This window comes from Peribacillus sp. NJ11 (genome assembly GCF_030348405.1).
Lineage (GTDB): Bacteria > Bacillota > Bacilli > Bacillales > DSM-1321 > Peribacillus.
Genome location: NZ_JAUCFO010000001.1, coordinates 4,351,024 through 4,377,681 on the forward strand (window position 1 = coordinate 4,351,024; position 26,658 = coordinate 4,377,681).

Below are 26,658 nucleotides of genomic sequence, written 5' to 3' on the forward strand. Positions count from 1 at the left end.
TTATTACAGGAGGAGAAACGCATTGCTTACTTTAATCAAAAATGGCGAGATATACTCACCCAATTACTTAGGACGGAAAGACATATTAATTACAGATGATAAAATCGCATTCATAGATGATAGAATCGAGATTCCTGACAACTTTGCTCCTATTCAAATCATCGATGCGACTAATCTTTTGATTGTTCCGGGTTTTATAGATTCACATGTTCATATTATTGGCGGAGGCGGCGAGGGCGGATTCAAAACCCGCACCCCCGAGCTGATGCTCACGGATATTACAACTTCAGGTATTACTACGCTGGTCGGCTTACTTGGTACGGACGGAACTACACGTAGAATGGAAAGCCTCCTTGCCAAGGCACGGGCCCTTGAAGAGGAAGGTATTTCCTGCTTCATTCATACAGGCTCCTATCAAGTACCCGTTAAAACATTGACAGGAAAAATCGAAGACGACATTATTCTAATCGACAAAATTATCGGTGTCGGGGAGATTGCCATCTCCGACCATAGATCATCAGAACCCACATTCGAAGAAATTATAAAAATCGCCACAGCGGCACGCAACGGCGGGATTCTATCAGGAAAAGCCGGTATATTGGAAGTTCATGTAGGGGACGGAAATGGAGAGCTTTCATTGTTACATGAAGTCGCAGATAAAACCAACATTCCCATACGGCAGCTCCATCCGACACATATTAACCGAAATGAAAAATTATTCAGGGCGGGAATTGATTACGCGAAACGAGGCGGATACGTAGACTTCACTACAAGCACCATTCCTCAGTTTTTAGAAGATGGCGAAGTGAAGTGCAGCATGGCCTTACGCATCATGCTTGAAGAAGGGATTCCAGTCGGACACATCACCTTCTCTTCAGACGGGCAAGCAAGCCTTCCATTTTTCAACATTCATGGAGAATATGCAGGCCTTCAAGTAGGAAAAGTATCATCCTTATATCACGAAGTCCGTGATTCTGTTTTAGAAGAAGGCATCCCTCTTGAAACGGCACTGAAGGTCATCACCACGAATCCCGCACAAGTGCTGAAGCTTTCAAACAAGGGCAGTATACAAATCGGGAAGGATGCTGATATCGTATTGTTGCAAAAGGAAACATTATCAATCGCCACTGTAGTGGCGAGAGGAAAAGTTATGGTAGAAAAAGGTGTTCCGTTGATAAAAGGAACATTTGAATGAGGAGACAGGATACCCGTTTATCGGAATCACGTCGTCTCACAGTGATTCGATTCCGTAATAGGTATCCATCGCAATGTTGAAAATGGCATGCCACTCGCCAATTTGGAAATCTGCATTTCGACCGGTATCGGGTACGCAATCATTCTGGCTACCGAAGAAAAATCATAGCGGGAATGCTGAATGACCAGTCCGTTGCGGATCCGAGGTGCGGGAAATTCTCGGCAGGAGCAAAGAATCATCTATTGGTAGATTTATGTCCACATCGGTACTAGCGTTTCTCCTAGGTCCGTTGCAGGTGCAGGAGTAATAGATAATGAAGATATTTCATTCCGCCATTCCAGGGTAATGTCCACATCAAAAGCAGCAAGGAAAGACTCGAGTTGTTATAAATTTCTTGACCCGATAATGGGTGCTGTTATTGCAGGCTCCGACATAACCCAGACAACTGCAAGTGTTTAGGTGTCAATGCCATGTTCTGCAGCATACCCATTAAATCGGTCAGCTCAGCGATATTCATTTCATCCAAATAGCGATCAGAATATCGTTTATCTTCCACTAACCGTCTTTGCTATGTTCGTTTATCCACCCCATGTTTCCCTTTAAGAAGTCCAGCTCCTAAAGGGCTATAGCTATAGAATACTCCAACCTGTTCGGAAGCGGGCAGAGGTAAAATTCCGACCTTAGCTTGACGTTTAACCAAGTAAAACATAGGTTGTATTACTTCAAAACGGGCAAATTGTCCTTTTGTAGAAATCCTCATGCCTTTATAATTTGCTAAGCAACCCAATTGCTTACCCCAGGATAGAGAATTTCCCCTTGTGCTTTTTAAAGTCATCAAGTGGACGATGTGTTTCTTCCATAGGAATATTTTCGTCGAACATATGCACAAAGCGAAAGTCAATGCAATCCGTTTTTAAGTGTCTTAAGCTATTTCGAACTTCAAGCATGACCGCCGGATAAAAAGTTGCAAGTACATCTCGCCCCTACAATCGGCCATCATTCCCCCAGTATTTGTTCAGAACGCCCAAGCTATTTACGTTTGCCATATCAAAAAAGTTAATGCCAACTTCCCGACATCGCTTAAACATGGCTTTGGATGTTTCTTCATCAGCGTTTCCGACAAAAGACATCGTACCAAAACATAAATTCGTGACTTGATGCCAGTTTTCCCTACAGTGGGATAATTCAAAGTAACCCCTCCCAATCATTTTTTTTAAACAAATAAAGTATTAAATGTCTATGTTTGCCCCAAAACTTAAAGTGGGGCAAACTCATCATTAATGATTTGACCGGATTTCTGTTCCCTCTTTGTAGGCATAACAGCTGCGATGCCATAAAGTACGCCTTTGATGTTCACATTGATCATCATATCCATTCATCGATTTTTTTCTTAAATGGAATGATTGTGGCATCACTCCTTCATTATTCACTAATACATCGATTTTCCCAAACTCATTAAGCGCATACGAAGCCAGTACTTCCTTTTGTTCATGCCAAGCCACATAAGCTTACAGTCGAATTGAAGAAACTACTGCCAAAGAACTTGCATCTAAAGGGGCAAAGTTGGTGCCAGCGGCTCGACGTGAAGATTGATCAACGAAATTCCCGTAATAATGACAACTTTACCTTGAATATTAGCCATATTAATTAACATCCTTTCTTAAATAAATGACTTTTAAAATTTCATTACTATTTTTCTTTCGAAAACAATTCTTTAGCAACCATGATTGCAGACATTGCTTTTGGCCAGCCGGCATAAAAAGCAAGATGGGTAATGACTTCAATAAGTTCTTCTTCAGAAAGACCGTTTTCCTTTGCTTTGTTTAAGTGAAATCCTAGTTGTTGTGTATTTCCACCGGTTATTAAAGAAGATACGGTAATTAAACTACGGTCACGGGGATTGAGTTCCCCACGCTCCCATATATCCCCAAACAAAACATCATCGTTTAATTGTACAAGCTTGGGAGCAATATCTCCGATCATTTTCTGTGCTGGAGTAGGTTCTATTGAATTTGACATTTAATATCCCTTCTTTCATTTTTTACTCTTCTATTTTGCCGTAGGTAGTTAAATTTGATGCCCAATAAAAAACATATTGATAAGATATCGCTTTTCTGGAATTTGTCATTGAAGAATTAAAAGGAGATGTGAAAATAAACGCAGGAAAAAATCAAGGATTAAATAAAGAGGTTATTCTTAAATTCTTTGGATCAGCTATCGGAGGGGTAGTGGAATTCTACGATAGCTGACCCACCCTAAGTCGTGGCAGAACAAGTAGGGATTTCGTTAGATAGGAACCTATAGTTATTTTCTATTAATAGCCTATTCAATACTATTTTTTACTTACGAAGAAACATATTGTGAAGAATCGCTATGGGGGACCTTACTTAAACGATCTAAAAAGTCGAATTCCTATCTTTGAAGAAATTCGACTTTTATTTTTGAATGTGTAGCTTTGAATGTAATATTCGTCTTGACGTAGCGTTTATGTAAGCAGGACCTATAATGAAGGCAATTGGACTGATTATTATTTATATAAGCTGTTACCAATTAGTACCTTACTATATTAAATTTATTAAATCTTTATATTCCCTTTTCAGGTTAATTAAATAAGGAAGTACTATGCATCGGCTGAACTTTCGCTTTGGGATCAATGTAGGCTTTAGCATTATTGACAGCCGTAGGACCTTCACCAAATCCAGAAGCAATCAATTTAACCTTTCCATCATACGTACAAATATCGCCGGCTGCATAAATGCCTGAAATATTCGTTTCTTGTTTGGAATTAACGATAATTGCATTTTTATTGATGTTTAGACCCCATTCTTTAATCGCGCCAAGAGAAGAGACAAAGCCGTAATTAATAATTAAATCATCTACGTCCACCACTTCTTTTTGTTGAGTCTTTACGTGTTCCAAAACAATTTGAGTAATCTGATCCGACCCTACCAGTTCGGAGGGAATATATGGTGTTTTGACCTCAACAGAGGAATTCACTAATTGTTCTACACTATGTTCATGGGCACGAAATTTTTCTCTTCTGTGTATCAATGTTACTTTTTCAGCAATGGGCTCTAACATAAGGGCCCAATCAACTGCAGAATCTCCACCGCCTAGAATCGCAACTTTTCTTCCTTTAAATTGGTTCATATCATTCACGAAATAATGCAAATTCTTATTTTCGAACTGTGTTGAATCTTCCAATTCTAGTTTGCGGGGCTGAAAAGCTCCATTCCCAGCAGTAATAATTACTGATTTAGAGAAATGAGTATCGAGGTTTGTAGTGATCTTAAATGTTCCATCAGCTTGCTTTTCCATCTGCTCAACTGCTTCTTCAAGACAAATTGTTGGTTTGAATACTTTCATTTGTTCTTTTAAATTATCTATCAATTCCTGAGCCCTTACTTTTGGAAATCCAGCTATATCATAGATGAACTTTTCGGGGTATAGAGCCGTGAGCTGTCCTCCCAATTGAGGAAGACTCTCAATGATTTTCACCTTTGCTTGCCTCATTCCCCCATAAAACGCCGTAAACAAGCCAACTGGGCCGCCGCCAATAATTGTTATGTCATAAACCTTATTTTCTTCTGTCAAATTAATCACTCCTTGTTCTTCATGTTGTTGGTTGATCATACTGAACTTAGACCCATTAAGGGATAGACCTGTACAAGTAACCCTTCCATTTCCCCGTTCCAAAAAATAATAAATGTTGAATTTCCACCCTTTAAACCAAACTAGAGATGTTATCTCCATAGTTAAAAAAATCTAGAAATCTATAATTGCAACCATCTTATCTAGAAATGTTATTCAAATTTATTAGGATTACCATCAAAGGACACTTGAGCTATTTTAATAGATTCGGTCGGACATCCTTCTGAAGCATCCAGCATATCCTCCTCGAGTTCATCAGGTATGATTGCTGCCCCATCATTATTATCCAATATAACAAACGCTATACCTTCATCATCGTAATCATAAATCTCCGGAGCTGTAGCACCACATGCTCCGCAAGCAATACAAGTTTCTTTATCCACGATTGTATATTTAGCCATTTTCACTATCATTCCCCTCTTTAATCTAAGCTTGTTTTTTTTTCCTTATTCACTTTTGTTCAAAAATTCTAGAATGCTTGAGTTAAACTTCTCTGGATTTTCTTGATAACACAGATGACCGCCTTCTGGAATTATAACTAGCTGGGAGTTCATTAATTTTTCATGAATTGCTTCCGACTCCTTTATAGGAGTTACAGTATCCAACTCACCACAAATAATAAGAACGGGAACATCTATATGAGATAACAAATTCATTTGATTTAGATGATAAAGTGAATATGCTACCGAACGATATCCTGCCGGCCTTACCTGTGTCATAATCTCTTTTACGCGCTTATGGACTTTTTCTGATGCATAGGAAGATAGCAATGCTTGTATCCTTTTTTCCGCTATCTCCCCAGGAGAAAGGTTTTCAATTGAAAATAATCGATTTTTCAATTTCATCTCGTTTTCTTCTGGGGTTAGGGCAGCAGCCCCTCTTGTCGAATCGGCTAATATAAGTTTATTAATCTTATTAGGGTACAGGCTACAGAACTCTATCGCAATTGCTGCTCCCATTGAATGGCCGAGCAGATGGATTTTTTCCAACTTTAGCTGATCAAGCATGCCGTTCAGAATACGTGCAAACTCTTTAAAATTTCTAAATTCTTCTGCCGGATCTGAACTTTTCCCATAACCCGGAGCATCCCATGCAATTACCGTGAAATGTTCCTTTAAATCATGAATTTGTTCCATCCATGACTGAGAATTATTACTCATACCATGCAACAATACTAAAGGTTCTCCATTACCTTCTATTTGATAATGAATACTTAAATCTTCAACTTGTACATAAGGCATGCAATCAGTCCCCCTTATTTGTTTTTGGCAAAGGCAAATCTATAAAACCTTTTTACAGAATTAAGTGTACGGTCTTGTAAGCGAGCCACAAATTCCTTATTCTAAAAGGTTTCTTTTGCCACTTTAAATATCCTCAATAAATTAAACCTCACAAACCTAGTTGTTTCACATACAAAACATTGTTTTTTATATATTAACAATTTTAAAATGTAATCGCTTTATTGTCAATGTAAGTTATAAAAAAGGAAAAGTGTATTGGTTTTAACGCTCTGTTTTTTTATAGTCAACAAAAGATGATTTACACATTTATAATACTCAACTTGTTCTTTCACTCGTGAGTCTAAAAATATATCAACCCATTGGCACTCTATCTTTAAGACTTATATGGCTTCTCAGTAAGAATCCGGCACCCCTTCTTACTGAGAAACCATTTCTAACTACGGTTTATTGAACACCAATTCCACTTGAACTGAGACAGGCTATTCCACATTCGGTTCTTCTTTTACGGCGGGTGTCTGCGCATGTACTTTCACAACATTTGCGCTGTTTCTGCCAATCGTGTCGCTGCTGTCCCTTGATCCATCCAATTAAAAAGTTACTTTATTTCCGGTCGTATTACTTAGGTGATATTCAGCAGCCTCTCTTTTAATCATAAACAAGTAAGCCACAAACCCAAGCATAGCTGCCACAATCAGCATGCCGATGGAAGGACCAAAATCACCGCCAGACAAATCGCGACTCCACCCCATAATATAGCTTGAAAAACCACCCATAATATTTGTGAAACCCATTAAACCGGCTGCGCGGCCAGCTGTTTCAGGTGTCGAAAATTTGATGATGAAAAAATTGGTCAGATGAAACATTCCTCCCTGGGTTCCCATAGCGAGTCCCATAGAAACGCCTGCGACAATAGGATTTGGTGCAATAACGGCAATTGTCAAAAATACAGCTGTTAATATGAAAAGAATCGTCGCTAGCAAACTCGGGCGTTTCGTTTTGTCCGCCAGAAATCCACCGGCCAGGACAAATCCAAGAGCAAATAGCCACGATAATGAAGTAATCCCCGTCATTGCTTCTCTTTCAAATCCTTTGGCTTCAACGAGATAGGTTGGCAGCCAAATGCTGATTCCAAAGAATAGAAAGGACGACATCAAATTGCCAAACCAGACAATCCAATAACGATAATCCTTAGCGAAGAATTGCTTCTGCTCCGCATCATTTGCTTCGTCTTTTTGGCGAATGTAGGAGACCTCTTCTTTACTGAGACGTGGATGTTCTTCTGGCGTATTGCGAGTCAAGAAAAGGAACATTGGAATATTAATGAATAAATTAAAGGCGGCGAGAACAAAGAATGCAGCCTGCCAATGAAAAGTTGAAATTATAAGAATGAGCATAACAGTACCCACTGCTGGGCCTAAATAGTTGCCGGTAATCCAGAATGACTGTGCCCGACCAAGCTCTCGTTTATGAAACCAATTCGAAATAAATTTTCCCGATATCGGAATCATCATCCCTTCCCCAATTCCGAGGATGACCCTACTAATTAAAAACATTTCATATGAAGTAGACAGCCCCCCCATAACCATGGTCGCTGTCCAAACCAGCAAACCTAAAACGGCTGTTTTCCGTGCCCCTAACTTGTCAATAATACCCCCCCAAAAAATGTTGGAACACGAGTATGAAATCATGAATATAAAGGAGATTAAGCCAATTTTCGCATTTTTATCCGGGCCAGTTAAACCAAGGTCACTTAAAAATCCCGGATCAGTTTGGATAACAGAGATACCCACTTTATCAATCTGACCGAAAAACCAGAAGAAAAAAATAGGAACCGCAATGTACAACCACCTTTTTTGACCTTGTAACATGTTATTACCCCCTTTTAATACTTTTTTGAATACGCTTTCATTATTAGTGATAAGATAATGCCTCACATACTATTAAACTTATCCAACTCCCCCTTTCAAAATAAATAGCAGCAACTTCATGTTTTATATAAAAAACATTGTTACCAATATTTAATGTTATATTGAATTTTCTAAATAGTCAATATTATTCAGATAATATTTTTTCAATAAAAAAAATAGTTTTATATGAAAAAAACAAAAAAAGTATTGTTTCGTTGACAACAACACGAAACAATACCGTCTTCACCATTATTGATTATGGATTCTAAGATCGCACCAACACTACGCGGCAAGGAGTAACCGGATTTACAACCATCCATACAACTCGAGATCGCAAAAAATAAAAACGTGCCTATTTGTGGACACGTTTTTCATATGAAGGAAGGAATAGTTCCTTCCTGTATTTTAATTCGCATATAAGCATTGGTCGCTTAATGTATCTCCTTTACCGTAAATATAGGCTTTAGAGCCGGATGTATAGGAAGAATTGTCGTACTTCCATTTGTTTCTGAGGCCCATGTTTCCGCCTGCTCCATATGTTTCATTGCATTTCTTCTTATATAACCTACTAATAACGACTGGTGTTCGCAGAAATAATTAGAGCCCCAGTTGAAGAATAAATACCTGCTTTGGCCAAAGCATTATACGGATCTAAATTCCATAATTGTGAAGTATAACAGGACGTCTGACCTCTCATTATCCAACCGTTTCCACCGGAACTAGCACAACTTGTATATGCTCTCTTAGTCGTGCCATTAAAACTATCAACCCAAACATTTGCATAATAATCGTACGGAGCAGTTGAATAAAACTTTAAGTATCCCCAAGCCGTATGACAATACGCACTTCCTTTTAACTGCACATATCCAATTTTCACACCGTTTTTATAGATATATTCTGTTTCATAGGTGATTGGACTTTTATTCGCACAGCCTGTCGAATAAGGATTTGTATTATCATAGGACAGGGCATATGCTTTATTCATGGGTGCAATCGCAAAAAACAGTCCAAAGACAAGAGTTACTGCCATCCCAATATTTAATAATTTTTTAATAATAACCTCTCTCCTTTCCTTCTTCTAGACTCCACCATACAATAATTGGAATTTCCATGTACTATGGAATTATTTACCATTTGTATAAATATTACCATTTTTCGGCTAACTACGAAGTAAACGGATAATCCCACATGCCCAGCATGGATATGGCGGCTTCTGCTAATAGTAAAAAAATCCGACCTATATTGGTCGGATTTTTTTTATTTAATATAAGTATAATCAATGTTTTTGAGTTTTTTATAACTTCCAGTTGTATTTTCCCCAAGACAGGTCCTTTCGGAAACTCCTTGCCAAAATACACCCTCACTTCCCGATTTATATATAATTATATATTTCTAATCATCTAAATAATACAGACCATATTAGTTTTTCATAACCAGTGTTTTGGATATTGTCTAGTTTGAAATAAGTTATTATAAATCATCGATATTAAAACTAATAATATGGTACCTATTACAATCGATAGAAGGAATCCCCACCCTGCTTGAGAATTGACAGCCACAAGGGCACTTGCTGCTGCGGGAGGATGTACAGTTTTTGTAAGGGTCATTATAATTAATACTATAGCTAACACTAGGCCGATAATGAATAGGCTCTTGCCAAATATGCTCCAAATAATAAGTGCTGAAGTTGTCGAGATTATATGTCCTCCAATAACATTACGAGGTTGGGACAAGAGACTATTATGGGCACCAAAAACAATTACACAGCTGGCCCCAAGCGGAGCTAATGCCATAGGATATCCTAAATAGACAGCTATGAAACTAATAATGATAATTGTAATGAGCCCACCTATAGCTGAAATAAACGAATCAATATAATCAATATTATCTTTTGATCTAGCTTCACCCTTCATTTTCTTTAAATACGCTGTTAAACCTATGTTTGGTTGATTACTCCATCTTTTCTCAAGGCTTTTTTCAAAATCCATAATTTATGTTTTCCTCAAGCTTTCTATGTAATTTGATACGTTCCGAAGTTTTTATCTATAAAGTTATCTTACAGGAAAACAAGAAATGTTTAAATATATCTCTGAATTTTAATTTTTAGGGATTAATTCTTTACTTTGCTCGGTTAGAATAGCGACACGCTTTGGAATGGTTGTTTTGCTTCAATCCCTTGCAACCGATAGCCACTTCGTTCAGGCACAAAAAGTTGGGACTTTTCTTAATAAAACCTTTTGAAGCCTCTTTTACATACATCCGCCCATTCATTACTGTCATTCCTTTTATAACGATAATTTATAAATATATAAAAATTAACTATTTTTATTATTTATCTATCAATGTTAGCCTTTTCTTATACGTTATTTGAAAGGATGAGAGATGAATGGCTAAACAATATTCTAAATTTACAGTATTCGGACTCGGCCCCATTGGTATTGAAATTCTACGCAGTGCTTATCAAACCAATCCACAATCGATTATCGGCGTTGTCGATATTGATCCCGATAAGGTGGGTAAGGATATTGGTTTACTCATCAATGAAAAAGAAACGAACAAGTGTGTAGTAACCCACATACAGGAAGTGAATTCTGCAGCTGACCACCCTATTGCCCTTCATGCAACCGGTTCAAACGCACAAAAAGTATGGCCACAAATCAAAGAGCTTTTAGATCATGGTTTTTCAGTTGTTTCCACCTGTGAGCAGCTTTCTTTCCCTTGGCATCGCTACCCTGTACTTGCAAAGGAAATAGATGATTACGCTAAAGCAAAAGGACTTAGTGTCATTGGAACCGGAATCAATCCAGGCTACATAATGGATACTATGGCCATTTCTTTTTCAACAATATTGACGACGGTTAACAAAATCAGGGTCAATCGTAAAGTGGATGTATCCAAAAGGCGCCTTCCCCTACAAAAAAAAGTCGGAATCGGTATGACCAAAGAAGAGTTTGAATTTTTAGCTGAACAGGATAAAATTGGTCATGTAGGACTTGAGGAGTCTGTAAGATTGATTGCTTATGGGCTCAATTGGAAACTTTCAAGCGTAATCAATATAATTGAACCAACGATTGCAAGTGAAAATATTACAGTTCCCCTAACTCCATTAAAACCTGGGGATGTTAAGGGGCTCCATCAAATTTCCACGGGCAAGACAACGGACGGAAAGGAAATTTCACTGGATTTAACGATGTCTGCAGGTATTAAGCAAGAAGATGAAATCGTTATTGAGGGAAACGAAACCCAGAGGTTGATTGTCCCAAACGGCATTTTTGGCGATACCGCAACCGCAGCAATGATTATCAATACCGCAAAGCAAATTGATTCCCTCCGTAAACCAGGTTTACTTACAATGGCTGACATCGGCGTGCCGAGAAATATAAATCAATTAGACTTTGTGCGTATTTAGGGGCTAACTAACGATTATCCATTTAAGTGTAACCAGATTCCAAAGTAGCGATATTAGCAAAGGTGAACCATCTCGGATGGTTCACCTTTGCGTCTTGGGTCAGTTAAATTTCACTTCCCTATGTTCATGAAATGGTTGATGATAAGCCCCTCCTTAATAAAGCTGCTATCATTACACCGTTACTACTGAGCATGTCAAAATGACAAAAAAACCACCATAATCCGGTGGCTTTGCAGATTATTCCTTTTTTTAAAACCGGGGACCCCTACTTTTTTGTCTACTATCATATGTAAGTCATCCTAATTAAGTAAACTAATCGATTTCGTAAATGATGATAGTTTGAAAAAAATCATTTTCTATTTTCCTTAATGAACTTGAGAACCAAGTTTCATGGAAATTGCCTTGGCAGCATTCGTTACTTTGTCAATCAATTCAGGCAGGCGATCTTCCTGAAACCTTGCTTCAATACCGGCCACACTAATACCAGCTACTATTTGACCTTTGCCATTGAGTATCGGTGCACTCACCGCTTTTGTATAATCTTCAAGTTCTGATGAAGTTATCGTGTAACCATTCATTCTAGCTTCATCCAAAGCATGACGGAGTTTAGTTTTATCCGTTATCGTTCCCATGGCGATTGGTTTTAATTGAATACTTCCCAAATAATTTTCACGCTCTTCTTCTGGCAAATTTGCTAAAATGATTCGAGAGTCGCCAGCGTACAATGGCGAACGCCTTCCAATAGATGTATAAAGACGAACAGGATGCAGGGTGTCCACCTTTTCGATGTACATCGCTTCATCCTTATCCCTCACAATTAAATTCACTGCTTCTTCAACATCATCCCGAAGGTCTTTCATGATGGGATAAGCGATTGACCTGATATCCAAACGCTCCCCTACCAGTTGACCAAACTGCAAGAATATCAGTCCAAGTGAATAATGGCCATCATCGTCCTTTGTTAAAAATCCCATTTCTTCCAATGATCCCACCATACGGTGTAACGAGGTTTTCGGCAAATGGGAAAGCTCCATCATTTCATTAAAGGTCAGTTTCGGATGATTTATGAAAAGTGTTAGGATTTGCATGGATTTCACGACCGTTTTGTTATGTGCCTGCATGATTTCTCCTTTCATGATACATGTTTTCCTTAACTATCATTCTATTATAAAACATGGAAGAAAGGATGTATTGTAGTATAGCCGTTTCCATATGTGGTTTTTTCGAAAATGCTCTGACCATGCTTTCGCATTAGATTTTCTGACTTACTCTCATTCTGATCGAATCATTTCATCATCACCCAAGCATATGAATCACCCTTAGGTTTTGATTTCCCCACGCATTGCAAACTGGAATTACCAATGGGTTATTGGCTAATCAAGCTCATAGTAAGAGCCTGATTTGGGAGGTGCTGCAGCGTTAGCGAGTTAATTTGCTTGAGAATTACGAAAAATCCATTCACCACAAAGGCATTTTCAACATTACTTTTGTCCCTTTCCCTTCACCAGAATGAAGGATAAGGTTGCCATCGGAAGCTCTGGCTCTTTCCTCCATACTGAATAAACCTACCCCACGGGTAACTTTTTCTATGTCAAATCCTTTTCCTTTATCTTCAATTTCCACTAGAACTTCTTCCTCTATTTCCCGGATTGTCACTGTAGCTTCTTCGGTTTGAGCATATTTCCGAATATTTGTTAATGCTTCTTGGATAATACGGTAAATGGTAATTTCTTTGTTTGTATTCAGACGGCAATTCAAATAGCAGTCAAAATGGACCTTGATATGATGATGCTCTGAAAATTGCACCAATAAAGATCGAATGGCAGGGAACAGACCAAGATCATCAAGTACGGATGGCCTTAATTCCCACGATAGATGCCGGAGTGCTTCGATAATTTCGGTCGCTTCATCCTGCATCTGATCTAACAGGGGATGATCCATTTCAGTCTGCAGTCTGTTAATTGTTATGAGGTGGCTGTATAAGTTTTGACCGATATCATCATGAAGCTCTCGGGAAATGCGTTTTCTTTCTTCTTCCTGCACATCAATGATTTTCCCGGTCATTTTCTGAATCTCTTCTTCCGCAAGCTTACGCTGGGTCACTTCATGACGAATCGCCAAATATTGGTAAGGTTTATTGAACTCATCAAGAAATGGAACGATTGTCGTATCCACCCAATAATAAGTACTATCTTTGGACTTATTTTTAATCTCGCCTTTCCATACTTCCCCTGCTGATATTGTTTTCCAAAGATTGTTGAAAAACTCTCTCGAATGAAAGCCCGAGTTAATAATTCGATGATCCTGTCCGATCAGCTCTTCTTTTGAAAACTTTGAGATCCGGCAAAATTGATCATTGACATATTTGATCGTCCCTCTTTGATCGGTTATTGCCACAATTGAGGAAGAATCCAAAGCAAATTGAAAATCGGCCATTTTATTAACGGATTTTCCTAATTCCTCTAAAACTCGTTTATATTCGGTTATTTCCTTCCGGATTGCCAAGTATTTATAAGGGTTCCCGTCTTCATTTAAGAAAGGGACAATTGTGGTATCCACCCAATAATAGGTTCCATCCTTCGCTTTGTTCTTAATTTCACCCCGCCATACACTTCCTGATGAAATTGTTCGCCAAAGATCTTGCATAAATCCCTTTGAATGAAAACCTGAATTGATAATTCGGTGGTCCTTCCCAATGAGCTCTGCTGCTGAATATTTGGATACCTCACAAAATTTCTTATTCAAGTATATTATCTTGCCTTTTTCATCGGTAAATGCAACAATCGTTGATTCATCAAGTGCGTAAATTAAATCAACCAGCTCATTTATCGGATAGGTTTGCTGCTGGTTAATCCGTGATTGGTCTTTCACTTTATGGACCACGATTAAATAATAGAGCTCTTTCGCAAGCTGAAAGGAGTTCACTCTGAAAAAAAGCGAAAAAGCATGACCATCCTGGTGAATTCCAAAATGGTGGATAATTTCCCCTTCCCCACTTGACTGAAGGTTTACCCCTGGTATAAGATTCAGGAGCTTTTCCCCATTCAATTCTTGATGTTCATAACCAAAGTTTTCATATACTTGTTGATCCGCAAAAGAGATGACTCCTGATTCATTGACAAGGATTGTCGCATCGCTAGATCCAGGAGAAATCCCTTTTTTCATTTCCAAATGTTTATTCAAGTCCATACATAATCCTCCTTGTTGCCTTGTTAAATCGAGCTGTTCATTTCCTTTTCCAATTTTTTCGCTGCATCAAGGATCGTATGCTGGTCACTTTCAGAAATAGGCTGATCTGTTCGTTTACCTACTAATAATACCCCTTTAGGAACACCTTTAAAATGAATGGGAACTGCGAAAGCGCAATTGAGATTTTCCGCAAGCATGATGGGGTACTCTAAGGCTTTGCCGTGAATATTATTTGGAAAACCCTCGATTTTCATCGGCCTCCCCGTTGATATGACCTTACCTGCTATTCCTTTTCCATATCGAACAGTTATCCTTTTGTATTTATCATTTCTGTTTCCGGCGGCATAATGCCAGCTTATGTCAGGACCTTTCCTGTTTTGTAAGGCAAGGCCTACAAAGTCACAGTTCATTTCTTCTAATGCATGTTCACACGCTTCTTTAAACGGTTGATCCTCTTTCGATTTACTGCCCCCGCTAAATTCCATACCCTAATAACCCCTTTTTTAAAGCGAATGCAACAAGCTCATGCCTTGTTTTCATCTTGAGCTTTTCCATTAGGTTTCCTTTATGGCTTTCAACCGTTTTCACGCTTATGACAAGCTGTCCTGCAATCTCTTTGTTTGAAAACCCTTTCGCTATCAAGGTCAGTACCTCTTTTTCCCGGTCAGACAACAGATTGAAAGAATCAGCTGCCCCCTGCTTCACACTGCCTAAGTATTCTTCCATTACCCTTTTTGTTGCAGATGGATGAAGGTACGCATTTCCGTTCGCTAAAGATCGGATGGCTACCAATAATTCTTCATGTGGTGCACTTTTTAAAATACAGCCTGAAGCCCCCGCTTGAATAGTTCTGAACAAATATTCATCATCATCATGCATGGTAAGTATTAATATGGCTACCTCAGGCATTAGTTTTTTTAGTTCGGAAGTCGCCGATAAGCCATCTTTCCCATGAGGCATGCTTAAATCCATGACTACCACATTAGGCTGAAGCTCTAGTGCTCGTTGTATTCCCTCGTTCCCCTCTGAAGCTTCCCCTATCACTTCCATATCCGCATGATTGTTTAATAGCATCTTTAAGCCCATTCTTACAACGGCGTGATCATCGCAAAGCAAAATTTTTATCAAAGCGGCTCCCCCTTAGCTTTGTTCGTATTTCTATCGTTATTAATGAATATGAAACAACAATGGGGATTGCAAAATTCGCAAACCCCTTGTTTAGCATTTTAATATAATGGCAGAGAAATCTCTATAGATGTCCCGTCATCTATTTTCGAAACAATGGTACAATTTCCGCCGATCAAATGCATTCTTTCACACATGGCAGCAAGCCCGCTCAACTTATTCATAGCGGCTTCAACCTCAAACCCTTTCCCTGAATCTTTAATCAAAACCAATAACCTGCTTTTTTCCCATTTAAATATCATACATGCCTTCGTTGTGTCAGCATACCTTGCTATATTCACCAATGCTTCTTGGCAGACCCTGAAAAGTGTAATGCTTTCTCTATCAGAGATTTGCGATTCAATACCATGGTTCTCCAGCTCAACCTCAAGGCCGTAGGTTGAAGTGTATAATTTTATGTAGCTTTTTATAGCTGAAATAAGCCCAAGAGTTGTAAGGGTAGGAGGATGCAATTCTACAGCCAAAAGCCTGATTTCTTGAATGGCCTTTTCCAATAACTGATTCATATCACCTGCATAGCTTTTCATGGCAGGCTGTTCGATTGCCGATTCAATGAGCTGCATTCCAGAAAAGAGACTGGAAAGGGACTGCCCCACACCTTCATGAAGCTCCATGGCAATTCTTTTAATCTCTTCTTCATGTGTTTGTATGATATAAGAACTGAGGTTGTTTTTGAGTGGCTTAGTATTCATTCCCACCCTCCTTCTTCGATTGTCGCTGATTATTGGCCATTCAAAATATGACATGCTCTCCCAATTACACTTTCGGTCTAGCGGTTAAAACACTGACGTATACCTTCTCTCCCACCGGAAACTTAGCAATTAAAATTTCTCGTTCTTGAAAACTCCAATTCAGCCTTCAAATCCAATGATTTCATGCACGCAGTTCATTTTATGCCTTTTTCACTCTATGACTTGAAATGTCACTAAACATTCCTGCATATTGAACGACATCCCCCGCATCATTCTTTATCGAACTAATGGTCAGCCATTGTAGATATTGCTGTCCATCCTTTCGGCTATTCCAGATTTCACCTTGCCAGAACCCGTTTATCTCAATGGATTTCCACAAATCCTCATAAAAAGTTTGAGGCTGTCTGCCTGACTTAAGTATACTAGGGTTCTTCCCTATTACTTCATTTTCCTGATAACCCGTAATACTGCAAAACGAAGGGTTTACTGAAATGATTTTGCCGGTGGTATCGGTAATAAGAATCCCTTCTATTGTATGATCAATCACTTCTTTGGCAAGCCCCATTTTGCCTTGGAAATACATCCAGACAACTAAAATCAAACTTGCAAGGGCAACTTCTGACAATGCCATGAACCCGATTGCATAATGTCCTGTGATATTGAATAACAAGGATAAAATTAATGGCGGAAAAAAACCTCCCAAACCGCCCATTGCGGAAACAATACCATTCACAATACCAGCCTGCTTTTGGAAATACATGGGCACCAGTTTAAAAATGACACCATTTCCCATTCCCGCACAGAGGGCAATACTCAAACAACCAAAAGTGTACCAGCCAATCGATGGAGCAAAGGATAGAATCATCGCTGAAACCGTATACACTCCGAAAACGAACATGAGCAGAATGAGGGAATGAAAGCGATCTGCAAGCCATCCGCCAATTGGTCTCATTAGGGTAGCAAGAACAATAAAGCCTGCTGTCCTCAAACCGGCGTCAACTTTATCCAAACCAAAGTTCGCTACAAGAAAATTTGGCAGATAGATAGTAAATGCAACAAAAGAACCGAATGTAATAAAGTAGAATAAACTTAGCAGCCATAGTTTTTCATTTTTGTAGACACTCTTCACTTGTTCTAAAAGCGGTGTTTTTACTTTCAGCTCTTTTTTATCCCCTAACAGAAAGTTACCTGCGATAAAGACAGCCAAAATCACAAGATAAAGCTGTACAGTTGTTGACCAGCCAAAATTCTCAGCTACAACAGGTGCAGCAAAAGCCGATACTGCCGTTCCAAGGTTCCCTGCACCGTAAATGCCGTTTACAAAGCCATGTCGCTCCTTTGGATAATACTTAGGTAAAGAGGTTACTCCAACAGAGAATACGGCTCCTCCAATACCAAGGAAAAGTCCTCCAATCAATAAGTCGGCAAGGGAATCGGCGATACTGATATAATAAACAGGGAACAATAGTAAAATAAAGCTAATCAGGAAAATTTTCCGTGCCCCGAACTGATTGGCGTAAAAGCCAAGGGGGATACGAAGTACTGATCCCAATATAACCGGAACGGCTGTCACCAGTGCAAGCTGGCCTTCAGGTATAGCAATATCTTCTTTAATAAAAGGCATCAGGGAAGAAATTAATACCCACACCATAAATCCTACTACTAAGTTTAAAGTCTGTAATGGAAGCTGTATTTTCCTAATCATTCTGATCACACTCTCTTCTAATTACATATTGTAACCCTGTGCTTTCGTCAAAAGCTGACCACTCATTTTTATTTTTAGCCATATTGCATGCCAAAGGGACAGCGAAAAAATTATGGTGGTCAAAATATATCCGTAGATGTGTCATGTCAGGACAAATCTCCACCTTAACAATCGTTTTAGAAACAAAGTGCGCTTTATCCTGCCCACCATCATCCAAGATTGCCACTCTAGCTTTTTCCGAGACTAATGATTGTAAACCTTCCAATTTAATGTGTTCCACATGTATTGCACCCTCTCTTTGAACTGTATACATATACTTGATAACCATGCAAATATTCCCATAATCTATCATCTGCATGATTCTCGATAAATTCAATTGTTTCTTCTTCAGATTCCCAACCACTCATTCCCTTTACTTCTGCAACTACAATATCTAACCCATCTATTGACTTTTCATCCAAATACCAGTTAAGGCGGGAGCCTTTAAATAGGTCTGAAAGGAGCTTATCGATTTCAGAAGAAAAGTTTACGGATGCTACTTTTACAAAACATAAATCAATGTAAGTTTCACTGTTCATTTGATTCACGCCTTTTCGTATTTAGTTTTTTTATACGTAAATAACGCTAAGGGAAACACAACAATGTTCAATCCACCAAATATTAGAACATTTATATAATTTTCATAATAAAATTGGTGAACCATGAATTGGGTGAATACAATATTCATCATCAAGAAGGCACAAAGCAACGCGACACCGATAAACTTAAACTTCATAACGCTTCACCCTTACTGCGTATACCGCCCCATTTTCCACTTTCACCTGAATCTCAGGCAGCGGCCTTCTTGGCGGCCCTGCAGTCGGAACGCCTGTTTTAACATCAAATTTCCCATGATGGCAAGGGCAGATCATCTCGCCCTCTTCCTTCACCCAGAAAACTGGGCAGCGAAGATGTGTGCATGCATTTTGGTATGCTACGTATTTCTTTTCTGACAATCTGATCAAAATAGCATCATCATGATCACCTGGAAATTTAAAATTCTTTGCGTCACCAATTGCAAGTTTGCTTACATCTGTGATTTTTTTGTGAGGATACTCCTTCTCCCCAAGCCCCATCAATTCTTTAGCCGCTACCGCCCCCCAAGGGAGGGAGGAAATGGCGAATACGCCAGCAGCACCCACCAATGTTTTCATGAACCCACGTCTGTCAAGCTTTCTTTCATTATTCCGTTCAATATTATGAGTGTAATTATCTTCATTAAAGGGAATTTTATTATTTTTATCTGACGGCATCTTAATCCCTCCTAATATAGCTTGGTTATCCCCTGTAAAATACCTGGGAGATTTACCTTAACGTTCGTTTCACTTTCAAGATAAGGAAGGCTAGTCACCCATTTTCCATTATCTAGATTAAATTGTTTTCTCTTATTTTCAATTTCTTCATCTGTCAACCATTGAAGTGTATTGGATGGGCAAACACTTGCACACATTGGCGGGATACTGTCTTTTGTCCGGTCGATACATAAATCGCATTTGTACATTAAGTTTTGTTCAGTGTCAAATTTCGGTATTCCATATGGGCAAGCAATCGTACAATTTTGGCAGCCGATACATTTTTCAACGAGTGCTGATAACACGGCCCCTGTCTCATGGATTTGGATTGCCTGGGCCGGACAACTCCTTGCACAGGCAGGATTTACGCAATGAAGGCACATAAGAGGCATCGTTTGCCGATTGACCAGAGGGTTTACATCATATACATAGTTTCTGTTCCGCTCTTCATGCCCTCCGCATTGTGTACAAGCCGCTAGACATGACCTGCATCCTATGCAGTTTTCAAGTTCTAAGTAGAGCCTCTTTTTCATTTATTGCACCTTCTTTATTTCGACTTTTTCCATTTGGGCTGCACAGACCTTAAATTCCGGCATACGGGACATTGGATCAAGCGCTGCAATGGTTAATAGATTGATAGATTGCTCGTGCCCAAAGTGGTATGGAACAAATACAGTGTCTTCACGAATTGCTTCTGTAATTTTCACTTTATAGATTGCCTCACCTCTTCGGGTATACAGGCGGACCTTATCCTCATGGTCCATATTGTATTTTTTTGCTGTATCCGGATGTACTTCCACGTAAGGTTCCGGACACATATCACGAAGGAACTGAATTCTTCTCGTCTGGTTCCCTGATAGATAGTGGTAAACGACACGTCCAGTTGTTAAACGAAGCGGATATTTTTCATCTGGCTCCTCAGCAGGGGGACGGTAAGGAAGTGCACAAATTTTCGCTTTACCGTCTGCATGATAGAATTTTTTATCCAAGAACATATGCGGCGTTCCCTTGTCATTTGCATCCTTACACGGCCAAAATACCCCGTCCTGTTTGTCAATCTTATCCCATGTGGCGCCGTAATAATCGGCATTTCCGCCTTTACTGGCCAGTCTGAATTCATCTGCCACATCTTTTGCAGTTTTCAAATGGGAAAAATATCTTCCTCTCCCAAGACGTTCTGCAAGCTCTACTTGTATTTGCCAATCGGGCTTAGATTTTCCGATTGGTTCTTGTGCCTTATTTATCTTAATAATTCGCCCTTCAAGGTTTGTAACTGTTCCTTCATCTTCTGACCACGTTACGGACGGCAGGATCACATCCGCAAACTCTGCTGATTCAGAAAGATAGAAATCCGAACACAGCATAAAATCCAGGTTTTTCATCGCTCTTCTGACAAAATTCAGGTTAGGCGCAGATACTGCAGGATTAGAACATAGCAGATATAATCCGCGAATCGTTTTTTGCTCCATCAGTTCAAACATTTCATAAGCCGAAACACCAGGCTTAGGCATTTCTTCCGGAGTGATATTCCATACGTTACAAACTTCTTCCACATGTTCAGGATTCGTAATTTTCCGGTATCCTGGCAATAAATCCGCTTTCTGACCATGCTCGCGTCCACCCTGTCCGTTTCCTTGACCAGTGAAAGTTGCTACACCAGACTTCGGACGGCCAATCTTACCTGTTACAAGCGCCATGTTTGTATATCCAGATACATTGTCAACGCCCTTATGCTGCTGTTCAATTCCACGGGCAAACATGACAACTGCATTCGGTGATCTTCCATAAATCTCTGCTGCGCGAATGATCTTTTCCGGTGCAACACCTGTAAGCTCACTCGTATATTCCGGCGTAAAATCTTTTACAAGCTCTTTTGTTTCTTCAAATCCATTTGTATGATTATTAATAAATTCTTCATCAGCATAACCATTTTGAATTAATTCATTTAAGATTCCATTAGCAAGGGCAAGGTCCGTTCCCGGTTTCAAGTCAAGATGAACATCCGCTCTTCTCGCAACAGGCGTTTCGCGGGGATCCGCCACGATAATGTAACCGCCTCTTTCTTGAACGTTCCAGACTCTGAACATAGAAGTTGGATGGCATTCTGCTGTGTTGCTTCCTGCAAGAAATAAGCAATCAGTTTCATGAATATCTGTCCAAGGTAATGTTGAACCTCTATCTACGCCGAAAGAACGAAGGAATCCCCCGGCCGCACTAGACATGCAGAATCGGCCATTATAGTCAATGTAGCGCGTGCCAAGAGCCACACGTGCAAATTTCCCTGTTAAATAACATTTTTCATTCGTCATTGATACGCCGCTGAAAACGGATAATGAATCTTTTCCATATTTTTTTTGAAGCTCACTGAATTTTTTCGCGATTAAATCATATGCTTCATCCCAGCTGGCTTCTCGGAAGCCTTCCTTTGTTCCCTTTAATGATGCATCATCACGAATAAGCGGTGTTAAAATGCGATCATCATGGTTCGTCTGCTGGTAAGCTGTAACCCCTTTTGGACACATTTTCCCAACAGTTACGGGCCAGTCATAACGTGGTTCAACCCCAATGATTTTATTTGTCGCTCTATTTACCCTTAAATTCATTCCGCACTGCATTCCGCAATAAGCACAATGGGTTTTGACCAATGTTTCATTAGGGTGTATCACATTCTTTTCTTCTTTGAAAAACTTATCCTTTTGCATTCTGGTTTGCCTCCTTAACTTTTACCTCATGGCTGGGAAACCCGGAAAATTGGGCAATCCGGTATTTTCTTCGACAAGGAAGGCACATTTCAGCGAGGTGGTGGCCATCCTTCGTTTGGAATTCTATATCATTCTTACCGAGAACCTCTATGACATCTTTTGATTGTTCTGTTGAAACAAACTCATTACCGCAGACTTTGCATTCTTTCATGGATTGTTCCGCATAATGCTCTCTGTAGTTTCTGGCAAATACACTCAGTGGGCGGAAAGGTATGTGAGCAAGTTTTCCGAACGGAAGATAAATCAGTGTAATAATGACTGACCACTGGTGAATCAGGGACATGGCTGGCTGTCCTGCACCGTGCAAAAAGATGTTCATGAACGTTAATGCCAATCCTGTAACGCTGACCAATAACAGCATGAATAATGGAAGGAAGTCATACATGAATTGTTGTTCTGCTCTTGCCTGCATATTTTTCAAGCGGCGGTAAAGAGCCATGCATACTCCGGCAATGACCATTACAGCAGTAATGTTCAGAGCGTTATATGATATGTACGCAATGATCCCATTAGCTGGTACTGTCATTACCTGGATCCCCATTGCGATGATGTTGTAGTAACCGTTGTCGTCCATGGTGAAGTACATCCATCCAAATACGAGGGGAAATGTCACGAAGCAGGAAAGAATGCATCCCCAGCCCATTAGAACGTGCTGAGTCCATCGGTAAATTCCCCTGTTCCAGATGAAATTGTATGTTGCTAAATGTTCAACTGTAGTTTTAGGCGTTGATTTTCTAAATAGAATCTTGATTCCTTTCTTTATAAAAACCTTTGTTGGCGGCCTTTCTCCCCATGCGATAAATCTGTAAAAGAAACCCCCAATAAAAATAAACGTCCCCACCATATATCCATAAAGGTTTAAATCTACATGTGTAAACATTCTCGTACCAATAAACGATAAAAAAACAAGTCCGCAAACTGCTAGAAACATAGACTTGGCAAAATGTGATGCAAAAGCATCATCAATCGATTTTCCTGTTTTTTGATTTACTGCGACTTTTGCCTGCATTACTATTCCTCCTTATCACAAACAATTACCATACCCTTATTGTAAGGTCTTCCCCGATTGTTCTATATCGGGGAACTTCCCTATCCTAAGGGGAAAATTCCCCTATCTTTTAAAATAAAAAAACAGTTCTGATGTGCAGAACTGCCTGTACTATATTTCAATGTTCAAGTTTTCTCTTTTCCAGTTTTTATATTTTATTTTGCAATGGAGGAAATGCTGATGGAAGTTTTTCTAGAGGTTAGTATGATTAAGGGATGTTTGTTGTTTTTGCAGTCTTTGCATATGATAAAATCGATTACCGAAAACAAATGTTTTTTAATGAAAATAAGTACATAGAGGTGAAATTATTGAGACATAATCTCACAAAAAGATATTAGTATTCAAGATTTTTATTGACTGAAAGAAGAACTGCACATACATAGTAAAAGTGGGATAGAGAATTCTGATAGATCGAAACATTTAATCAGATAGGAGCGATAAAAATCCACATAGAAATTCAACGGTTAATACTAAACTTAAACGCAAGATAAAGTAATTCTTGATACAGTCATTACCTTAATACTTGTTGGAGTCACATCAGCCATCAAGTATTAAGGTAAAATAAAGCAACAATTTATTTGAAAAACTCCCTTGAATAAAGAAAATAAATCGAGGCTCCATCTTTCACTTATTATGTATTAACAAAAAAAGAAAGTACCCTTTTAATAAGAGTACTCTCTTCCTTTTGTTACTTCTTGATGAAGTAACTATATTACATGATGTTTTTTAGAGCTAATGAAATCGAAACCTTTAAATCTTTTAATTGTTGTTCTTTTTGAAGGAAATGCTGCTCGGCTTCTTTTAAGGTTACTCTTGAAAATTGAATAGCTTCCCCTGGTTTGACCTGAGCAATTAATGGTAAATCTGCAGTAATCACTTGAGCTATCTTAGGATACCCTCCCGTTGTTTGGCTATCCGCAAGAAGAATGATAGGGTTTCCATCAGGAGGAACTTGAACAGACCCGTTAGTTACTGCTTCAGACAATAGCTCCCTTTTATCCTGTAACTCTAACAAAGGACCTGATATTCTATAGCCCATACGATCAGATTGGTTTGAAACTTTAAACAAATTCTCTGCAAAACTAACTTTACTAGAGTCCGTAAAATAATCATACTGGCTTCCATCTATGAAACGAATAACTGGCATGCGACTTGGCATAAACTCCTTTTCATTGACAAACCACTTTGGAGCGATAAACGCTTCTTTAAACTCCCGTTTATCTAGAATCGTAGAAGTTTCATTAAAATCCACAACATCATCTACTTTTAATGCTCTTCCCTTATAGCCCCCAATTTCCCCTCTTAGATATGTACTTTTACTATTCATAACTGTAGAAATAGCGTATCCTCCCGCTACAGACAAATAAGTCCTACAACCTGTTTTACATCCCGCGAATCGAAGAATAGAGCCTTTTTTTACATAAACAGGCTTCCACATTGGAACAGCTTGACTGTCAATAGTAGGTGATAAATTTCCACCTGTTATCGCGATCAAGCAATTTTTTTCTATTTTAAGAGTCGGACCCATTAACGTAATTTCTATGGCCGCTTCACCTTCTTTATTGCCAACTAACATATTGGCAATTCGTAGGGAATATGCATCCATTGCGCCGCTTACAATCACTCCATGTTGCTGAAACCCTTTTCTTCCAAGATCCTGAATACTAGTTAATAATCCCGGTTTGATTACGCACAGGCTCACTGTAACCCCTCCTTAAGAATAATTTCATTATACTCTTGATTAGAAATTGGATGGAATTTCACAATGTCTCCTGCTTGTAATAGGCTTGGAGGATTTACATCTGGTAAGAATAGTTTGGTTGGCGTTTGTCCAATTAATTGCCACCCTCCAGGCGTAGATATTGGATATACACCCGTTTGCATACCTGCAATTCCAACTGCTCCTGTTGGTATGGTCATTCTAGGAGAAGATCTTCTAGGTGTTGCAATTTTTTCTGATAGTCCACCGAGAAACGGAAAACCTGGAGCAAATCCAATCATATAGGCTAAGTACTCACCATTTGAATGAATATGGATGACTTCATCAGTAGTTAAATTATTATAACGAGCTACATATTCCAAATCCGGGCCATATTCCCCCCCATAACATACAGGAATAGAAACAGTTCGATGTGTCAGCTTTTTATCTTCTTTTAACCACTGTAGTTTCCTTTCCATGATAGAACGAACCACTTCATATGGAGAAATAAATTCATCATTATTGCTTTGTTTTTGTTTCTTATAGATAACTAGAGGATCATAAAAAACTGTCAAATTTGTAAAAGCCGGCACACATTCTATAAATCCAACAAAAGGTTCATCTTCAAGCAAATCCATAAACATTTTAATTTTTTTGTGAATGTCGTATTTAATTTCATTCCCAAATGTAATCACGATTGCGGAATCGCCTAAGGGAGACAGTATGCATGTAGTTTTATTCAAAAGCTTTTCCGGCATAGAGCTCAACTCTTTCTGTTAGTAATATTATAAAACGCCTAATTTTTCATCACGGATATCCGTTATAAACATATGTCCTGGTGCATGCGTAATCATAATCGCCGGTTTTGTTTCCATTGCGATAGATTGAGGCGTTACTCCACAAGCCCAGAAGACCGGCACTTCTCCTTCACGTATCGTTACTGCATCACCAAAATCAGGTTGCTGTATGTTAGAAACACCAATCGCCTCCGGATCTCCAATATGGATTGGACCACCATGAACAGCAGGAAAACGTGATGTAACTTGAGCCGCTCGCACCACATCTTTCTGAGGAATCGGACGCATGCTCGCTACCATTTTCCCGTGAAATATCCCTGCTTCAACACATGAAATATTCGTTTTATACATCGGTACATTACAGTTCTCTTCAATATGACGAATGGAAATATCGTTGTTTAAAAGGGCATGTTCAAATGTAAAGCTGCAACCGATTAAAAACCCAACCATATCATCTTCCCAATAATCTGAAATATCCGTTACTTCTTCCATTAATTCACCATATTTATATATCCTGTATTTTGGAATATCTGTACGTATATCACCAGACTGAGCAGCAAATTTAGGAATAGGAGAACCAATTTCTGTTACGTCTAGAAGTGGACAAGACTTAGGATTACGCTGACAAAACAATAAAAAATCAAAAGCATGCTCTTTTTTTAAGATGGCCAAGTTTGCTTGTGCATATCCGTTTGCCATTCCAGCAGTTGGCTTAATCAATTCATTGTTGCGGATCAATGCGCGCAATTCAGCCGGGGTAGCTTGAGAAAGATCGATCATTAATATTCATCTCCTATTAAGAACTGGGAGTCAGTGACAAACTCGCACGCCACTTCCACCCCGTTTT

27 protein-coding genes are annotated in these 26,658 nt (G+C 39.1%); 2 read left to right on the forward strand and 25 right to left on the reverse strand.

Annotation, left to right across the window (positions count from 1 at the left end; genetic code table 11):
- Positions 1-22 precede the first annotated feature (22 nt).
- Positions 23-1,195, forward strand: a complete 1,173-nt coding sequence (gene iadA / locus QUF86_RS21335; protein WP_289316686.1) for a beta-aspartyl-peptidase — start codon at positions 23-25, stop codon at positions 1,193-1,195.
- A gap of 568 nt (positions 1,196-1,763) precedes the next feature.
- On the opposite strand, the gene QUF86_RS21340 is transcribed toward iadA, so the two are convergent.
- The 9 genes from QUF86_RS21340 to QUF86_RS21385 form a co-directional block, all read right to left on the reverse strand.
- The gene (locus tag QUF86_RS21340) at positions 1,764-1,982 is read right to left on the reverse strand and encodes an aldo-keto reductase family protein (RefSeq protein ID WP_289335560.1); all 219 of its coding nucleotides are present in this window, start codon (positions 1,980-1,982) and stop codon (positions 1,764-1,766) included.
- A 4-nt stretch (positions 1,983-1,986) separates the two neighbouring features.
- On the reverse strand, positions 1,987-2,142 hold the full coding sequence (locus QUF86_RS28685) for an aldo/keto reductase (RefSeq protein ID WP_353957674.1): 156 nt from the start codon (positions 2,140-2,142) through the stop codon (positions 1,987-1,989).
- Between the two features lie 742 nt (positions 2,143-2,884).
- On the reverse strand, positions 2,885-3,214 hold the full coding sequence (locus QUF86_RS21355; protein WP_289316688.1) for a carboxymuconolactone decarboxylase family protein: 330 nt from the start codon (positions 3,212-3,214) through the stop codon (positions 2,885-2,887).
- Positions 3,215-3,796: 582 nt separating this feature from the next.
- Positions 3,797-4,789, reverse strand: coding sequence for an NAD(P)/FAD-dependent oxidoreductase (locus tag QUF86_RS21360; protein WP_289335561.1), 993 nt, complete (start codon positions 4,787-4,789; stop codon positions 3,797-3,799).
- A gap of 209 nt (positions 4,790-4,998) precedes the next feature.
- Positions 4,999-5,247, reverse strand: a complete 249-nt coding sequence (locus QUF86_RS21365) for a ferredoxin (protein WP_289316690.1) — start codon at positions 5,245-5,247, stop codon at positions 4,999-5,001.
- Between the two features lie 45 nt (positions 5,248-5,292).
- Positions 5,293-6,087, reverse strand: coding sequence for an alpha/beta fold hydrolase (locus QUF86_RS21370; protein WP_289316691.1), 795 nt, complete (start codon positions 6,085-6,087; stop codon positions 5,293-5,295).
- Between the two features lie 587 nt (positions 6,088-6,674).
- Positions 6,675-7,955 carry an MFS transporter gene (locus QUF86_RS21375; protein ID WP_289335562.1) on the reverse strand — a complete coding sequence of 427 codons (1,281 nt, stop codon included), beginning with the start codon at positions 7,953-7,955 and terminating at the stop codon, positions 6,675-6,677.
- 607 nt (positions 7,956-8,562) lie between these two features.
- Positions 8,563-8,979 (reverse strand): DUF2690 domain-containing protein, encoded by a 417-nt coding sequence (locus QUF86_RS21380; RefSeq protein ID WP_289335563.1) that lies wholly within the window; start codon positions 8,977-8,979, stop codon positions 8,563-8,565.
- A 442-nt stretch (positions 8,980-9,421) separates the two neighbouring features.
- Positions 9,422-9,982 (reverse strand): HPP family protein, encoded by a 561-nt coding sequence (locus QUF86_RS21385; protein WP_289335564.1) that lies wholly within the window; start codon positions 9,980-9,982, stop codon positions 9,422-9,424.
- A 398-nt stretch (positions 9,983-10,380) separates the two neighbouring features.
- On the opposite strand from QUF86_RS21385, the gene QUF86_RS21390 reads away from it, so the two are divergent.
- Positions 10,381-11,403 carry an NAD(P)H-dependent amine dehydrogenase family protein gene (locus tag QUF86_RS21390; RefSeq protein ID WP_289335565.1) on the forward strand — a complete coding sequence of 341 codons (1,023 nt, stop codon included), beginning with the start codon at positions 10,381-10,383 and terminating at the stop codon, positions 11,401-11,403.
- A gap of 365 nt (positions 11,404-11,768) precedes the next feature.
- Here the strand turns inward: QUF86_RS21390 and QUF86_RS21395 are convergent, their stop codons facing one another.
- The 16 genes from QUF86_RS21395 to QUF86_RS21470 all read right to left on the reverse strand — a co-directional run bounded on the left by QUF86_RS21395 (position 11,769) and on the right by QUF86_RS21470 (position 26,591).
- Positions 11,769-12,524, reverse strand: a complete 756-nt coding sequence (locus QUF86_RS21395) for an IclR family transcriptional regulator (protein ID WP_289336274.1) — start codon at positions 12,522-12,524, stop codon at positions 11,769-11,771.
- 337 nt (positions 12,525-12,861) lie between these two features.
- A complete protein-coding gene (locus QUF86_RS21400; RefSeq protein WP_289335568.1) occupies positions 12,862-14,592 on the reverse strand; it encodes a sensor histidine kinase in 1,731 nt (576 codons plus the stop codon).
- Positions 14,593-14,615: 23 nt separating this feature from the next.
- A complete protein-coding gene (locus tag QUF86_RS21405; protein WP_289316697.1) occupies positions 14,616-15,077 on the reverse strand; it encodes a GAF domain-containing protein in 462 nt (153 codons plus the stop codon).
- Positions 15,067-15,720 (reverse strand): response regulator transcription factor, encoded by a 654-nt coding sequence (locus QUF86_RS21410; protein ID WP_098371816.1) that lies wholly within the window; start codon positions 15,718-15,720, stop codon positions 15,067-15,069. Before QUF86_RS21410 ends, QUF86_RS21405 begins: the two co-directional genes overlap by 11 nt.
- A 98-nt stretch (positions 15,721-15,818) precedes the next feature.
- Complete coding sequence (locus QUF86_RS21415; protein ID WP_289316698.1) at positions 15,819-16,469, reverse strand: sensor histidine kinase; 651 nt, start codon at positions 16,467-16,469, stop codon at positions 15,819-15,821.
- A 199-nt stretch (positions 16,470-16,668) separates the two neighbouring features.
- On the reverse strand, positions 16,669-18,174 hold the full coding sequence (locus QUF86_RS21420; RefSeq protein ID WP_098371814.1) for a nitrate/nitrite transporter: 1,506 nt from the start codon (positions 18,172-18,174) through the stop codon (positions 16,669-16,671).
- Positions 18,167-18,454, reverse strand: coding sequence for a hypothetical protein (locus QUF86_RS21425; protein WP_289316699.1), 288 nt, complete (start codon positions 18,452-18,454; stop codon positions 18,167-18,169). Before QUF86_RS21425 ends, QUF86_RS21420 begins: the two co-directional genes overlap by 8 nt.
- Positions 18,441-18,752, reverse strand: a complete 312-nt coding sequence (locus tag QUF86_RS21430) for a hypothetical protein (RefSeq protein ID WP_289335569.1) — start codon at positions 18,750-18,752, stop codon at positions 18,441-18,443. Before QUF86_RS21430 ends, QUF86_RS21425 begins: the two co-directional genes overlap by 14 nt.
- Before the next feature lie 5 nt (positions 18,753-18,757).
- Positions 18,758-18,949, reverse strand: a complete 192-nt coding sequence (locus tag QUF86_RS21435; protein ID WP_289335571.1) for a hypothetical protein — start codon at positions 18,947-18,949, stop codon at positions 18,758-18,760.
- Positions 18,939-19,466, reverse strand: coding sequence for a QcrA and Rieske domain-containing protein (locus QUF86_RS21440; RefSeq protein ID WP_289335574.1), 528 nt, complete (start codon positions 19,464-19,466; stop codon positions 18,939-18,941). Before QUF86_RS21440 ends, QUF86_RS21435 begins: the two co-directional genes overlap by 11 nt.
- Before the next feature lie 11 nt (positions 19,467-19,477).
- Positions 19,478-20,038, reverse strand: coding sequence for a 4Fe-4S dicluster domain-containing protein (locus QUF86_RS21445; RefSeq protein WP_061462858.1), 561 nt, complete (start codon positions 20,036-20,038; stop codon positions 19,478-19,480).
- A complete protein-coding gene (locus QUF86_RS21450; protein WP_289316702.1) occupies positions 20,039-22,207 on the reverse strand; it encodes a molybdopterin oxidoreductase family protein in 2,169 nt (722 codons plus the stop codon).
- Entirely contained in the window at positions 22,194-23,276 is a 1,083-nt protein-coding gene (locus QUF86_RS21455; RefSeq protein ID WP_289316703.1) for a hypothetical protein, read from the reverse strand. Before QUF86_RS21455 ends, QUF86_RS21450 begins: the two co-directional genes overlap by 14 nt.
- A 751-nt stretch (positions 23,277-24,027) precedes the next feature.
- Positions 24,028-25,017 carry a 5-oxoprolinase subunit C family protein gene (locus tag QUF86_RS21460; RefSeq protein ID WP_289335576.1) on the reverse strand — a complete coding sequence of 330 codons (990 nt, stop codon included), beginning with the start codon at positions 25,015-25,017 and terminating at the stop codon, positions 24,028-24,030.
- Complete coding sequence (gene pxpB, locus QUF86_RS21465; protein ID WP_063233465.1) at positions 25,014-25,772, reverse strand: 5-oxoprolinase subunit PxpB; 759 nt, start codon at positions 25,770-25,772, stop codon at positions 25,014-25,016. Before pxpB ends, QUF86_RS21460 begins: the two co-directional genes overlap by 4 nt.
- Before the next feature lie 27 nt (positions 25,773-25,799).
- Positions 25,800-26,591, reverse strand: a complete 792-nt coding sequence (locus tag QUF86_RS21470; RefSeq protein ID WP_289335578.1) for a putative hydro-lyase — start codon at positions 26,589-26,591, stop codon at positions 25,800-25,802.
- Positions 26,592-26,658 lie beyond the last annotated feature (67 nt).

What these genes read in the sequence shown, in the direction of transcription:
- QUF86_RS21470 (WP_289335578.1), bottom strand. Translation starts at nt 26,591, where the DNA reads ATGATCGATCTTTCTCAAGCTACCCCGGCTGAATTGCGCGCATTGATC.
- QUF86_RS21370 (WP_289316691.1), bottom strand. Translation starts at nt 6,087, where the DNA reads ATGCCTTATGTACAAGTTGAAGATTTAAGTATTCATTATCAAATAGAA.
- QUF86_RS21430 (WP_289335569.1), bottom strand. Translation starts at nt 18,752, where the DNA reads ATGAACAGTGAAACTTACATTGATTTATGTTTTGTAAAAGTAGCATCC.
- QUF86_RS21420 (WP_098371814.1), bottom strand. Translation starts at nt 18,174, where the DNA reads ATGATTAGGAAAATACAGCTTCCATTACAGACTTTAAACTTAGTAGTA.
- QUF86_RS28685 (WP_353957674.1), bottom strand. Translation starts at nt 2,142, where the DNA reads ATGCTTGAAGTTCGAAATAGCTTAAGACACTTAAAAACGGATTGCATT.
- QUF86_RS21400 (WP_289335568.1), bottom strand. Translation starts at nt 14,592, where the DNA reads ATGGACTTGAATAAACATTTGGAAATGAAAAAAGGGATTTCTCCTGGA.
- QUF86_RS21390 (WP_289335565.1), top strand. Translation starts at nt 10,381, where the DNA reads ATGGCTAAACAATATTCTAAATTTACAGTATTCGGACTCGGCCCCATT.
- QUF86_RS21380 (WP_289335563.1), bottom strand. Translation starts at nt 8,979, where the DNA reads ATGAATAAAGCATATGCCCTGTCCTATGATAATACAAATCCTTATTCG.
- QUF86_RS21450 (WP_289316702.1), bottom strand. Translation starts at nt 22,207, where the DNA reads ATGCAAAAGGATAAGTTTTTCAAAGAAGAAAAGAATGTGATACACCCT.
- QUF86_RS21355 (WP_289316688.1), bottom strand. Translation starts at nt 3,214, where the DNA reads ATGTCAAATTCAATAGAACCTACTCCAGCACAGAAAATGATCGGAGAT.
- QUF86_RS21445 (WP_061462858.1), bottom strand. Translation starts at nt 20,038, where the DNA reads ATGAAAAAGAGGCTCTACTTAGAACTTGAAAACTGCATAGGATGCAGG.
- QUF86_RS21375 (WP_289335562.1), bottom strand. Translation starts at nt 7,955, where the DNA reads ATGTTACAAGGTCAAAAAAGGTGGTTGTACATTGCGGTTCCTATTTTT.
- pxpB (WP_063233465.1), bottom strand. Translation starts at nt 25,772, where the DNA reads ATGCCGGAAAAGCTTTTGAATAAAACTACATGCATACTGTCTCCCTTA.
- QUF86_RS21435 (WP_289335571.1), bottom strand. Translation starts at nt 18,949, where the DNA reads ATGAAGTTTAAGTTTATCGGTGTCGCGTTGCTTTGTGCCTTCTTGATG.
- QUF86_RS21365 (WP_289316690.1), bottom strand. Translation starts at nt 5,247, where the DNA reads ATGGCTAAATATACAATCGTGGATAAAGAAACTTGTATTGCTTGCGGA.
- QUF86_RS21415 (WP_289316698.1), bottom strand. Translation starts at nt 16,469, where the DNA reads ATGAATACTAAGCCACTCAAAAACAACCTCAGTTCTTATATCATACAA.
- QUF86_RS21385 (WP_289335564.1), bottom strand. Translation starts at nt 9,982, where the DNA reads ATGGATTTTGAAAAAAGCCTTGAGAAAAGATGGAGTAATCAACCAAAC.
- QUF86_RS21455 (WP_289316703.1), bottom strand. Translation starts at nt 23,276, where the DNA reads ATGCAGGCAAAAGTCGCAGTAAATCAAAAAACAGGAAAATCGATTGAT.
- QUF86_RS21440 (WP_289335574.1), bottom strand. Translation starts at nt 19,466, where the DNA reads ATGCCGTCAGATAAAAATAATAAAATTCCCTTTAATGAAGATAATTAC.
- QUF86_RS21405 (WP_289316697.1), bottom strand. Translation starts at nt 15,077, where the DNA reads ATGGAATTTAGCGGGGGCAGTAAATCGAAAGAGGATCAACCGTTTAAA.
- QUF86_RS21395 (WP_289336274.1), bottom strand. Translation starts at nt 12,524, where the DNA reads ATGCAGGCACATAACAAAACGGTCGTGAAATCCATGCAAATCCTAACA.